Here is a 12,997-nt window from a genome sequence, read left to right on the forward strand (position 1 = left end):
TTTTAGGTTTAGAATAGTTCCCCAAACTACTTTACCACATTAAAAACTTAATCAAAAAATGCTCCGATAAAATGTCGGTCAGGCTTTTACATCCCTGATTGGAATTCCAAAAACAAATTTGTAAAAGCAATTGATGAGTAATTCCTATATTATCATTAACGATAATCAAGAGAATGTTTTGAAAATTCAGACCTTGTGTGATGAGTTTCAAAGCCTTCATTTTGTGGCTTCTGCAAATAATTATGCCGATGGATTAAACGCAATTTTAGAATTTCAGCCAAAGTTGGTTTTCCTTGAAATTGATCCAAAAGATAAAAAAAGTAACCTTTCATTGGCTTTAATTAATGAATTGTACCGATATCTGAAAGTGGTTCCAAAAATTGTAGTCACGGCAAAAAACGGAAACCTTGCTTATGAAGCGATAAAATTTGGAGTTTTTGATTACTTGGTTTTTCCATTTCCTATTTCTGAATTGCGAAAGACAATTTTTAAGTTTGAAAAGGAGGTTGATTCTTCCGTAGAAATAAATAATCCAACCGAAAATCTTCCCGTTTTTATTGATAACGACGCTTCCGAAAAGTCGTCAAATGAACTGACAATCTGCATCAAATCTTATGGCGATTATCGTTTTATAAATGCCAGCGACATTATCTATTTTCAGGCAGATAATAATTCAACTGATATTCATCTAGTTAACGGCGAGATGATTACGGCGTTTAAAACATTGAAACATTTTGAAAAAGTGCTTCCTTCAGATTTTTACAGAATCCACAACAGTTACATTATTAATAAGGCGTTTATCTCCAGAATTCATACTGGTAACGCGATATGTTACGTTAAAAATAGCACTATAAAGCTTCCTTTTTCTAAATCTTACAAGTATAACATCGATCAAATTATAATCGATATTTCAAATTCTGATTATTTAGAGATTTAATTTTTTTCTAAAATATATCCATCCGCTCGCAAACGAATGTCATTCACTCACAGATGTGGCCAATCTACAATGTATTTGATTTTATATGTTGTTGATATACAAAGACTTGGTAATTTTACGGTGTGAAAATAAAACATCACGACAAACAAATTTACTCGAATCATTAACCACAAAATGATATTTATTATGAAAAAAGCTATCTTAACAGCAGGTTTATTCTCTTTAGTTGTTTTAACATCTTTTACAACTTCAGAAACTTCAGTTCAAAATAACAGTACAGACGTTGTATTTGCTGAAATCGGAGGTACAGGAAACGGACAAAGCATCGGAGGAAACAAAAAGCATGATGAATTGGCAATTGGTGGTACAGGAAATGGACAAAGCATCGGAGGAAACAAAAAACATGATGAGTTGGCAATCGGAGGTACTGGAAACGGACAAAGCATCGGAGGAAACAAAAAACATGACGAATAGTTTTTCGTACATTATATAACAAGGCTGGCAATTAATTTTGCCGGCCTTTTTTTTTGTCAATAGTTTTACTACTTTTGGAAACCAACTCTAAGACTTTTGAAAAAAAATTACCCCATATTTTTCATCCTGGGTCTCTTGCTTATCGGATGCACAAAGAACAGAAAAGATTTTTCTGACTCAGATAATTCAGATAGTCTGGCGATTTTTTTGTCGTATGCTAATGAAGATTCGGTTCCTTTTGAAAAACGACTGAATTATAATGACAAAGCGTTGTCAATTATACTTGACGATGACAACGATTCATTGAGCAGGGCAAATCTTTTTAAGGTCGCCAACCGATATTTCAACATGAATAAGTTGGAAAAATATGAAAAGACTTCAAAGCTTATTATTGAAAAAGCAAAAGCAAAGCGAGACACAGCCAGCGTTGGAAAAGCGTATGTTTATTTGGGTGATTTTTATGCCAATACTTCAAAAAAGGATAGCGCTTTCTCATATTATACAAAAGCCCAAAAAATTTACCAAAAGCTGAATGACGTTAAAAATTTGGGAGGCGTTTACATTAGCATGGCTTTGGTTCAGGCAGATCAAAAAGATTATTTGGGTGGAGAACTTTCGGCGATAAAAGCTTTAAATGTGCTTCGGGAATCGCAGGAAAAGCCTAAAATCTATGAAGCTTATAATATTTTAGGATATATTTCAAATGAACTTCAAGACTATGAAAAGTCTTTAGAATATCATACAAAGGCGCTGAACTTGGCCAAAGAAAATAACTTAAATGAATTTTTTCAAGTAGCGACTTCTTTAAACAATATTGGTAATGTTTACCAAAATCAGGGCGATTATGAAAGCGCGATTTCAAATTTTAATGAAGCGCTGCGAGCAAAAAATCTATTCTCAGAAAAGCCTAATTTGTATGCTATTTTATTAGATAATTTGGGTTATTCCACGTTTAAACTCAGTGAGAATTCTGAGTTGCCACCTGAATTATTTAATAAGTCTTTAAAGATAAGAGACAGCTTAAATCTCACCTTTGGAGAAATCTATTCAAACATCCACCTCTCTGAATATTACGCTGCAAACAAAGATACTTCAAAAGCAAAAAAATATGCGCAGGAAGCATTGCGACTGGCAAAAGAAACAAAAAGAGACGCTGATGTTTTGATGGCGCTGAAGCAAGCAGGGACTGTGGAGCCCGAAAATGCAAGTATTTATTCCAGAGAATACATCAAGATAAACGACAGCCTTCAGAACGCAGAACGAAAAATAAAGGATAAGTTTGCCAGAATAGAATTTGAAACAAACGAAATTATTCAAGAAAAAGACAAATTAGCCGAGCAAAATAGAAACATGATTTTCTTTTTTGGATTGGCAATTATGATCGGAATTTTACTTTTTGTAATCAGAAGCCAACGGGCAAGAACAAAAGAATTGCTTTTAAAACAAGCCCAACAAAAAGCAAACGAAGATATTTATAATTTGATGCTTTTTCAGCAAGCCAAAATCGAAGAAGGAAGAGCGAACGAAAAAATCAGGATTGCGCAAGAGCTTCACGATGGAATTTTGGGAAGATTATTTGGCGCGCGATTAAATTTAGACAGTTTAAATAAGCGACAAGATGAAGCAGCAATTGACGTAAGAAATACGTATCTTGTTGAACTTAAAAGTATTGAACAGGATATTCGCGAAATTTCTCATGATTTGAACAGAGAAAAATCGGCATTAAATAATAACTTTGTAAGCATTGTAAATAATTTAATTGACCAGCAGGAAAATCTTTCTGACGCCAATGTTTCGTTTTTAATTGACCCAACGATTGAATGGGAAAAGCTTGAAAATACTGTAAAAATCAATTTATATAGAATTTTACAGGAAAGCCTCCAGAATATCAACAAATATGCTCAAGCCGAAAACATAAAAATTGAAATAAAAATTTCTGGAAACAAGCTCAAACTTGTTGTAAAAGATGACGGAAATGGATTTTCTGTCAGCAAGAAAAATAAAGGAATCGGATTGCAAAATATGCTTTCCAGAGCTGAAGCCTGCAACGGAAATTTAGACATAAAATCAAAACCAGGAAAAGGTACAACCATTACAATTGCAGTCCCAATTGAAACCAATATTAAAACCGAATAACAAATGGCAAAAAAATTAAATATTTTAATTGTCGATGACCATCCTTTTATAATTGAAGCTTATAAAAATACGATTGCCGGTTATCAACCTACTGAATTTGAATTCGAAATCACGCAAGCAAATGATTGTAAATCAGCTTATGAGATTTTGTCAAACCCAAATATGATTGCTTATGATGTAGCATTTTTTGACATCAGCATGCCTCCATACACAGAAAAAAACATTCTTTCGGGCGAAGATTTGGCACGCTTAATGAAAAAAGTTTTGCCTTCTTGCAAAGTTATTTTGCTGACGATGCACACAGAATCGTTGAAAATAAATAACATCATCAAATCGATAAATCCAAATGGTTTGATTATTAAAAATGACCTTACGTTTGACGAACTTTTGGTGGCTTTTGATAAAATTCTCAAAGGCGAAAATTATTATAGCCAAACTGTTATCAAATTTGTAAGTCAGCAAACGGGCGACAACAGCCGTATCGACGAATTTGACAGACAGATTTTATACCATTTGTCAAGAGGCGTGAAAACCAAAAATATTCCGCTTCATACTTCTCTTTCTCTGAGCGCGGTTGAAAAGCGAAAATTAAATTTAAAAGATTTATTCAATATAAAAGGAGGCGATGACGAAGCTTTGATTTCAGAAGGTCGCGAGCGTGGCTACATCTAAAATATACGGTAAAACCGTAAAACAAATGCGGTAAAACCGTACAGATGTTCTTATTTTAAACGGTATCTTGGCCCAAGAATTTTGAGTTAGATATTTGAAATTAAGTGTTTTAAAAATTTTCAACCTTTTAAATCAATGCCGTTTGACTGAACTAGCCAAATTTTGCCTTAATTTCTTCAGAAAAAATGAACCGTCTTTTTAATAAGGGACGGTTTTTTTGTTTTAAGGCGTTGGTTCATAGGTGACTAAAAAATTTTAAAAAAAAAATATGCGGTAAAACCGTAACCAACTTTACTTCGTATATAATAATTTTACAAAGTAATCAAAACCGAAACCTTTTATAAAAACCAAAAACCAAATTAAGCAGTCGTCGAAAAAATAATACCACCCTTTTGTCAGCCCCCAAATTTGACAAACCTACAAACTTAATGAAAGACTGCTAAAATGACCCAAGATAAAAAGGCGATGCTTCCCAAAGGCATCGCTTTTTTTATTTTCACAAATGCGGTTAAACAGTAAAAATTTTGCGGTAAAACCGTAATCACCTAATATCGTTTCAATCGTAAATTAGCAAAAAATAAACCTCCATGAAAAGTAAGTTGATTATCGCCAGTTCCATTTTTTCTATTTTGATTTTATGCAAAACGGAAAATTCCGAAGCCAAGGAAGAAAGAATTTTAAAAAATAATTCCTTGAAAATTTTTGACGAAAGCGCGTTTCATAATGAGAATTATTTAGGCTTTAAGTCTAAAAAAATAGATTAATATTTATTGTTTTAAGATAAATTAATAAATTAAAAATATAATTTTGCGAAAATATACGGGAAAACCGTAACCGGGTTTATTAAATATTGCACTACATTTACACTGTAATAAAGTTAAAAGTATTTCATATTAAAAATTCAACAAACCGAAACCAATAAACAGTAGAACAATTTATAATGCCACCTTTTTCGCCCCAAAAACTGGACTTAACCTAAATTTACTGTTTTGAAGAATTGGAAAATAAAAAAGCGATGATCCCCAAACCATCGCTTTTTTTATTGCTTAAAATTTTCTTTTAAATTATTGTTCCAAAGCATTCCAGCCTCTTGCTTTCAACGGAATTTTCGTGTCAGCTCTTGTAATCAGATGAATTCCTTCGCTTTCCTGAACCATGTGTCCGATGATTGAAAAATTTGGATTTCCTTTTATTTTGTCAAAATCATTCATTGAAATGGTGAAAAGCAATTCATAATCTTCGCCACCATTTATCGCAACAGTTGTGCTGTCAATATTAAACTCTTCACAAACTGAAATCAACTGCGGATCAAGTGGCAATTTGTCTTCATATAAATTACAACCCACGCCAGATTGCTTGCACAAATGCATAATTTCTGAAGAAAGTCCATCAGAAATATCGATCATCGAAGTTGGTTTAATTTCTAAAGCGTGAAGTAAAGTTCTGATGTCTTTTCTGGCTTCCGGTCTCAACTGTCGTTCAATTATATAAGTGTAAGCGTCTAAATCAGGCTGATTATTTGGGTTTACCTGAAAAACTTGTTTCTCTCTTTCCAAAACTTGCAATCCCATATAAGCCGCGCCAATATCTCCAGAAACCACTAGCAAATCGGTAGTTTTTGCGCCGTTTCTATAAACCAATTCCTCTTCGTCAGCTTCGCCAATCGCGGTGATGCTGATGATCAAACCTTTTTGTGAAGAAGTTGTGTCGCCACCAATTACGTCAACATTGTATTCTTTTGCGGCTAGAGCAATTCCGTCAAAAAGTTCTTCCAAAGCTTCCAACGGAAAACGATTTGAAACCGCCACCGAAACCGTAATCTGCGTTGGTTTTGCATTCATCGCATAAATATCTGACAAATTAACGACAACAGATTTGTAACCAAGATGTCTCAACGGCATGTACGCCAAGTCAAAATGAACTCCTTCAATCAATAAATCTGTGGAAATTACCGCTTTTTTATCTTTAAAATCAAGAACTGCGGCGTCATCACCAATTCCTTTTAATGTGGAAGGTTGGTTGATTTCAAAATTGGCTGTCAAATGTTTAATCAGTCCAAATTCGCCTAAATCAGAAAGGCTTGTGCGTTGAGGCGTTTTATCTTCTATCATTTTTTATTTTTCTTAAGTTGCAAAGGTACAAAGTTTAAAAGTCTATTCAATTTGAAATCTGCTTGGGCGATTGGTATTTCTAAAATATGTTAAAAAATCTGTAACAAAATTCGCTATCTTTCCACTAATTAGAATAATCAACCATTTATAACCACAATTATGAAGCTTAAAATAAATAACTTAAGTAAGACCTATAAAAACGGAGTGAAAGCGCTGGATAATTTGAATCTGGAAATAAATTCGGGAATGTTTGGACTTCTTGGTCCGAATGGTGCCGGAAAATCATCTTTGATGAGAACCATTGCCACACTTCAAAAACCAGATTCGGGAAGCATCGAATTTGAAGGAATTAATGTACTTGAAGATAATATTTCGCTTCGAAAAGTTTTGGGTTATTTGCCTCAAGAATTTGGAGTTTATCCAAATATGTCAGCCGAAACTTTGTTGGATTATTTTGCAAGATTAAAAGGAATTTCTTCGAGTTCAGAGAGAAAAATATTGGTTAAAAAAGTCTTGGAAGTTACCAATTTATATGAGCAAAGAGGGAAATCAGTAAGCGGTTATTCTGGCGGAATGAAACAACGTTTCGGAATCGCGCAGTTGCTTTTAAACAACCCAAAATTAATCATCGTTGACGAACCAACTGCCGGTTTAGATCCTGCAGAACGCCACCGTTTTTTGAACGTTTTAAGAGAAATCGGCACGAATCACGTTGTAATTTTCTCCACGCACATCGTGGATGACGTAAAAGAATTGTGCAACGAAATGGCGATTTTAAACGGCGGAAAAATTTTGGCACAAGGAACTCCGGCAGAAGCTGAAGCAAAATTAAAAGGTTTTATTTGGACCAAAATTATTGTCAGAGACGAATTGGAAACCTATGAAAAAGATTTCAACGTAATTTCATCAAAATACAACCAAGACAATACTTTAAATATTAAAGTTTACAGCACAGAAAAACCTGACGAAACCTTTATCAACGCTGATCCACAGCTTGAAGATGTTTACTTTGTTGCACTAAAATCTGACCAATAATATGTTTTCAACTATCTTTAATTTCGAATTAAAACGATGGCTGAAAACCTCGTCGTTTTATATATTTCTGTCGCTGTTCTTTTTTCTTTCGTTGCTTTTTGCAGCGATAAACTTTGGTTTTTTTGAAAACGTAAGCGCCGTCAGAAACTCAAACGCCTATGCAAATTCACCAATTGCAATCAACAATCTCATAAACGGGCTGAATACTTTTATTTATTTTCTGCTTCCGATAATCGTGGGAACTTCAGTATATCGCGACTTTAGGTACAATATGCACACGATTTTATTTTCGTATCCGTTTACCAAATGGGATTATATCGGCGGAAAATTCTTGAGTTCGCTGTTTGTGGTCATTTTAATTACGCTGACATTAATTTTGGGAGTTTTGACCGCATCGGTTTTGCCTGGCGTAAATCCAAATTTGCTAACCGATTTTAACGTGCTCGCTTTCGCGGAAACGTATCTTGTTTTCGTGATTCCAAATTTGTTTTTCATCGGAGTTATCATCTTTGCTTTGGTGACAATTTCCAGAAATATCTTCGTCGGATTTATTGGCGTAATCGTAATTTTCTTGCTTCAAATTATGCTTTCGAGCCTCACTCAAGATTCAGAAAATCGTTATGTCGTGGCTTTGTTCGAGCCTTTTGGTTCAGAAGCTTTAGATTATTATACAAAGTATTGGACGATTTCTGAACAGAATGAAAACCTGCTTCCATTGAAAGAAGTTGTGATTTACAACCGATTGATTTGGATTTCTGTTTCGTTAGTAATTCTCGGATTTTTATATAAATTTTTCACTTTTAGCCAAACGGCAATTACTTTTGGAAGAGGAAAAAAAGGAGATCGTGCCATTAAAAATAACTTTGGCGGAATCACAAGAATCGAACTTCCAGTTGTGAAATATGATTACTCTGGATGGCAAAATTTCAAAACAGCATGGAGCCTTTCCAGATTTGATTTTAGATTTATCGTAAAAAATTGGGCATTCATTGTGATTGCTTTCGTTGGATTATTGTTCATTATTTTAATGTCAGTAACGGCGGGCCAAATTTTTGGAACCAAAACATATCCGGTAACGTGGCAGATGCTTTTCTTGCCCGGAAGCACTTTTAATTTTTTCATAAATGTGCTGACTTTTTTGTTCGCGGGAATTTTAATTCACCGTGGCGAAACTTCAAGAATGAACCATTTAATTGACGTAACACCAATACCTAATTGGGTTTTACTATCTTCAAAATTCATTGCAATTGTAAAAATGCAAATCTTATTACTTGTTTTGATTTTAATTGCAGGCGTTTCAATCCAAGCATTTAATGGATTTTATGACTTTGAAATTGGACATTATTTGATTGAATTATACGGAATAAAACTTTGGAATTTAATAATTTGGGCATTTTTAGCTGTTTTAATCCAAACGCTTTTCAAGAATTATCTTTTGGGATTTTTCGTGTTGATTATCATGATGATTGGCTTGGCATTTTTGCCAGAACTTGGCGTGGAACAAGATATTTTTAGCTACAATTCTGATCCGGGTTACCAATATTCTGACATGAACGGGTATGGCCACGGACTTGAACTCTATTATTTGTATAAATTTTATTGGCTTTTGCTTGGCGTAGTTTTCTTCTGTCTGGCTTTATTATTTTGGACAAGGGGAATTCCGATGTCTGCAAAAGAGAAATTTGCGAATGCCAGACAACGCCTTACGCCAAAATTAGCGATTCCGTTGACTGTCGCCTTTTTAGGATTTTTGGCAATTGGCGCAACAATTTATTACGAAGATAATATTGAAAATCCGCGCTATTCTCAAAAAGAGCAAGAACAGCAAATGGTTGATTGGGAGAAAAAATATAAAAAATTCCAGCATTATGCACAGCCAAGAATCACGGATGTGAACGTGAACGTGGCGATTTTCCCAAAGACAAGAGATTTAGAAGTAAAAGGATATTACTTTCTGAAAAATAAATCGAAGGAAGCAATTGATACAATTTTTCTTAATTATGTCGATTTTGAAAACAAGTTCAAATTCAGCAAAGACGTTGTTTTGGTTTCAAAAGATACTATTTACAATTTCAATATTTACCGACTGAAAACCCCTTTAAATCCGGGTGATTCCATCAAATTTGATTTTGAAATTAAGAACAAGCCAAACACTTTGATAACTGACCATTCGCCTGTTTTAGAAAACGGAACTTTCATCAATAACAGTATGTTTCCGTCGATTGGTTATTCTGAGGATGGCGAACTTTCTGATGATGACACTCGTAAAAAATACGGCTTAAAGCCAAAGGATAGAATGGCAAAAGCTACGGATACTATTGCCAGAAAGAACACTTACATTTCAAGTGATGCCGATTGGATTAATTTTGAAACGACCGTCAGTACTTCAGACGACCAAACAGCGATTGCTCCGGGTTATTTGGAGAAAAAATGGACCGAAAACGGCAGGAATTATTTCCACTATAAAATGGACCGTCCGATGTTGAATTTCTACGCGTATCAATCCGCGCGTTACGAAATCAGAAAAGACAAATGGAAAGATGTTGCTATCGAAGTGTACTATCAAAAAGGACACGAATATAACATCGACCGAATGATTAAAGCGGTTAAAAAATCGCTGGATTATTATACTGAAAATTTTAGTCCATATCAGCACAAACAAGCGAGAATCATTGAGTTTCCAAGAACTGGTGGCGGTTTTGCGCAGTCTTTTGCCAACACAATTCCGTTTTCTGAAGCCATTGGTTTTATTGCCGATGTGGATGATGAAAATGAAGACGCTGTCGATTATCCGTTTTCGGTAACTTCGCATGAAATGGCGCATCAATGGTGGGCGCATCAAGTGATTGGCGCAAATGTTCAAGGTGCAACTTTAATGTCAGAAAGTTTATCTGAATATAGTTCTTTGAAAGTTTTGGAAAAAGAATATGGCAAATCTCAGATGCGCAAATTCTTGAAAGATGCGTTAGATAGTTATCTTCAGGGAAGAACAATGGAAAGCAAAAGCGAGCAACCGCTGATGTTTAACGAAAATCAGCAGTACATTCATTATAATAAAGGTTCGCTGGTTTTATACACTTTGAGCGATTATATCGGAGAAAAAAACATGAACAATGCTTTGAAAAAGTATATTGAAAAAGTAGCTTATCAAGAAGCGCCGTATACGAATTCCATCGAATTTGTGTCTTATTTGAACGAAGCCACGCCTGATTCATTAAAATACATGATTGATGATATGTTCAAAACAATCACTTTATATGACAATCGCGTGAAGGATTTTTCTACGAAGAAATTACCAAACGGAAAATATGAAGTGACGATTAATGCGCAAGTCAGCAAATATCGCTCAGACGCAAAAGGGAAAAGATCTTTCAAAGATGCTTATGGAAAAACGCTAACTTTTAAAGCAAAAGGCGAGAAATATGCTGTAGATTCTTATCCGTTAAATGATTATGTGGAAGTTGGAATTTTTGGCGAAGAGAAAGTCAAAGACAAAACCAAAGAAAAACAATTGTATTTGAAGAAGCATAAAATAACGAAAATCGATAATAAATTTGTCATTATCGTAGATGAAAAACCAACCGAAGTGGGAATCGATACTTATAATAAATTGATCGATACCAATTCTGAAGATAATAGAAGGAAGGAGTAATCTTCTGACAATTTTAAAAAAAGACGTGCTGAACAGTACGTCTTTTTTTATTTTTAAATTTTCAAAACCTACTGACAAACTGTTGTCACAAGCTGTCTTTAAATTTGTACTATAAACAATTAAAAGATAAAATTATGTTCGCAACAGCCCAAGTTATCAGTCAAGAAGATTTATTAAAACACTGGCAAGGTCACAGAAATTTGACTCGAAGAGTAATCGAATTATTTCCTGAAAAAGATTTTTTTGAGTTTTCAATTGGAGGAATGAGAACCTTTGCGCAATTAACTTCAGAATTATTGGCCATCGGAGCGCCAGGCTTAAAAGGAATCGTAACTCGACAGGTAGAACCATTTAAAGAAGAAGCAGTAAAATTCACGACAAAAGCAGAATTTCTTAAAAAGTGGGACGAGTCAACGGCAGAAATCAATGATCTTTGGGAACAATTAAGCATGGAAGATTTTAGCGATACTTTCAATCTTTTTGGGCAATATGAATTTCCGGTAATTCAGAATATTCTATATTTTATTGATAATGAAATACATCATCGCGGTCAAGGTTATGTGTATTTGAGAGCTTTGGGAATCCAGCCTCCATTTTTTTGGGAGAGATAATATTTACCGCAGATTCGCAGATTTTTTTAAATAATTTAGGCTATGCTTAGATTTTAATCTGTGAATCTGCGGTTACTTTTTTAACCGAAGCAAAGATTTCTCAACCAATTCCAAAACTCTTTCTTTCAAACTTTCAGGTTCTAAAATTGTTCCGTAATCGCCAAACATCATAAACCATCTCGGGAAATATTCCTCAACATTTGGACTCATAAAAGTCATTTCAATGTTATTTCCAACTGGTTTTTGAGAAACAAAACCATGATGTTTTTTCTCATAATCCAGATGTTTCGCGACTTTTTTGTCAATTAAAATTCTGACTTTTGTCGTAGGATATTTATTCTTGTCTTTTTCCAAATAAGTTTCCAAAGGTTCGTGTTCCAATGAAAATTCTTTTTCTGTAACTTTTATATCGTGAATTCTATCGGTTCTAAATTGCCTATAATCTTTACGCAAATGGCAATATCCCAACGTGTACCAATTGTCATTATCGTGAAAAATCCCAACAGGTTCAATAGTTCTTTCTGTGGCTTCTTCCGCTTCTGCGGTTTGATAAAATAAGATAATTTGGGTTTTTTCAGCAATACTTTTAAAAAGACAAGCCAAAGTATTCGGAGAATTATCATTGAACAAATTTCCTGTCGGTTGCATTAAAATGTTAGATTCAATGTTTGAAACCCAATCTTTGTCTGAACTCTGCAAAACCGCTTTCAGTTTAAATGCCGCTGAAGCATAATGGCTGCCCAATTCCTTATCAGTAAATTTCTGCATCAATTTTTCTGCAGCAATAAAACTGCTAGCTTCCTCACGCGTGAACATTACGGGAGGCAAACGATAGCCTTCCATCAAAGAATAACCAATTCCGGCTTCGCTATAAATCGGAACTCCGGAAGCTTCCAAAGTTCGGATATCACGGTAAATCGTACGCAAACTAACCTCAAAACGTTCGGCTAACTCGTGCGCTTTTACAATTTTTTTGGATTGTAATTGAATTAAGATCGCGACAATTCTGTCAAACCGTTTTGGAGTTTCGTCCATTTTGAAAAATGTTTTTTTAAACCAAATATTATTTAATATTTCTCTTCCAAATTTCTGGACTTCTTGAGGTGTGAAATACAGCAAATATTGTCACTGTTTTGATGTTTTCTTCGACAACATAATGAATTAAAAAAGGGAATTTTTCAATTTTCCTGCATCTAGTTTCATTGTATTTTACAGAAAATAAATAAGGGTCTTTTTTTAGCGAAGTAATTTGCTTTTTAGTCTGGCCTTTATATCGCAGACCTAGTCCTTTGACTTGCGACTCATACCATTCTGTAGTTTCTTCAATGTCATTTAAAGCATCGACATCAATTTTCAATTTGAAACTCAA

General features: G+C 34.3%; 10 protein-coding genes. 7 read left to right on the forward strand and 3 right to left on the reverse strand.

Features of this window, described 5'->3' with window-relative positions; translation table 11 throughout:
* The first annotated feature begins 133 nt into the window (after positions 1–133).
* The 4 genes from ACFPVY_RS13435 (at position 134) to ACFPVY_RS13450 (ending at position 4,219) form a co-directional block, all read left to right on the forward strand.
* A complete protein-coding gene (locus ACFPVY_RS13435) occupies positions 134–937 on the forward strand; it encodes a LytR/AlgR family response regulator transcription factor (protein WP_379792615.1) in 804 nt (267 codons plus the stop codon).
* Positions 938–1,123: 186 nt separating this feature from the next.
* A complete protein-coding gene (locus tag ACFPVY_RS13440) occupies positions 1,124–1,411 on the forward strand; it encodes a hypothetical protein (RefSeq protein ID WP_379792616.1) in 288 nt (95 codons plus the stop codon).
* Between the two features lie 96 nt (positions 1,412–1,507).
* Positions 1,508–3,547: an ATP-binding protein gene (locus ACFPVY_RS13445; RefSeq protein WP_379792617.1), complete on the forward strand. Its 2,040-nt coding sequence runs from the start codon at positions 1,508–1,510 to the stop codon at positions 3,545–3,547.
* A gap of 3 nt (positions 3,548–3,550) precedes the next feature.
* Positions 3,551–4,219 (forward strand): response regulator, encoded by a 669-nt coding sequence (locus ACFPVY_RS13450; RefSeq protein WP_379792618.1) that lies wholly within the window; start codon positions 3,551–3,553, stop codon positions 4,217–4,219.
* Positions 4,220–5,283: 1,064 nt separating this feature from the next.
* Here the strand turns inward: ACFPVY_RS13450 and thiL are convergent.
* Positions 5,284–6,330: a thiamine-phosphate kinase gene (thiL, locus tag ACFPVY_RS13455; RefSeq protein ID WP_379792619.1), complete on the reverse strand. Its 1,047-nt coding sequence runs from the start codon at positions 6,328–6,330 to the stop codon at positions 5,284–5,286.
* 159 nt (positions 6,331–6,489) lie between these two features.
* Here thiL and ACFPVY_RS13460 point away from each other — a divergent pair, with 159 nt between their 5' ends.
* The 3 genes from ACFPVY_RS13460 (at position 6,490) to ACFPVY_RS13470 (ending at position 11,628) form a co-directional block, all read left to right on the forward strand.
* On the forward strand, positions 6,490–7,365 hold the full coding sequence (locus tag ACFPVY_RS13460; protein ID WP_379792620.1) for an ABC transporter ATP-binding protein: 876 nt from the start codon (positions 6,490–6,492) through the stop codon (positions 7,363–7,365).
* A 1-nt stretch (position 7,366) separates the two neighbouring features.
* Positions 7,367–11,017, forward strand: a complete 3,651-nt coding sequence (locus ACFPVY_RS13465) for an ABC transporter permease/M1 family aminopeptidase (protein WP_379792621.1) — start codon at positions 7,367–7,369, stop codon at positions 11,015–11,017.
* A 134-nt stretch (positions 11,018–11,151) separates the two neighbouring features.
* Entirely contained in the window at positions 11,152–11,628 is a 477-nt protein-coding gene (locus ACFPVY_RS13470; RefSeq protein ID WP_379792622.1) for a DinB family protein, read from the forward strand.
* Positions 11,629–11,700: 72 nt separating this feature from the next.
* Here the strand turns inward: ACFPVY_RS13470 and ACFPVY_RS13475 are convergent, their stop codons facing one another.
* Together ACFPVY_RS13475 and ACFPVY_RS13480 are read right to left on the reverse strand one after the other, a co-directional pair.
* Positions 11,701–12,663 carry a helix-turn-helix transcriptional regulator gene (locus ACFPVY_RS13475; RefSeq protein ID WP_379792623.1) on the reverse strand — a complete coding sequence of 321 codons (963 nt, stop codon included), beginning with the start codon at positions 12,661–12,663 and terminating at the stop codon, positions 11,701–11,703.
* Positions 12,664–12,691: 28 nt separating this feature from the next.
* The gene (locus tag ACFPVY_RS13480; protein WP_379792624.1) at positions 12,692–12,997 is read right to left on the reverse strand and encodes a type II toxin-antitoxin system RelE/ParE family toxin; all 306 of its coding nucleotides are present in this window, start codon (positions 12,995–12,997) and stop codon (positions 12,692–12,694) included.

This window comes from Flavobacterium qiangtangense (assembly GCF_042658345.1).
GTDB classification, from domain to species: domain Bacteria; phylum Bacteroidota; class Bacteroidia; order Flavobacteriales; family Flavobacteriaceae; genus Flavobacterium; species Flavobacterium qiangtangense.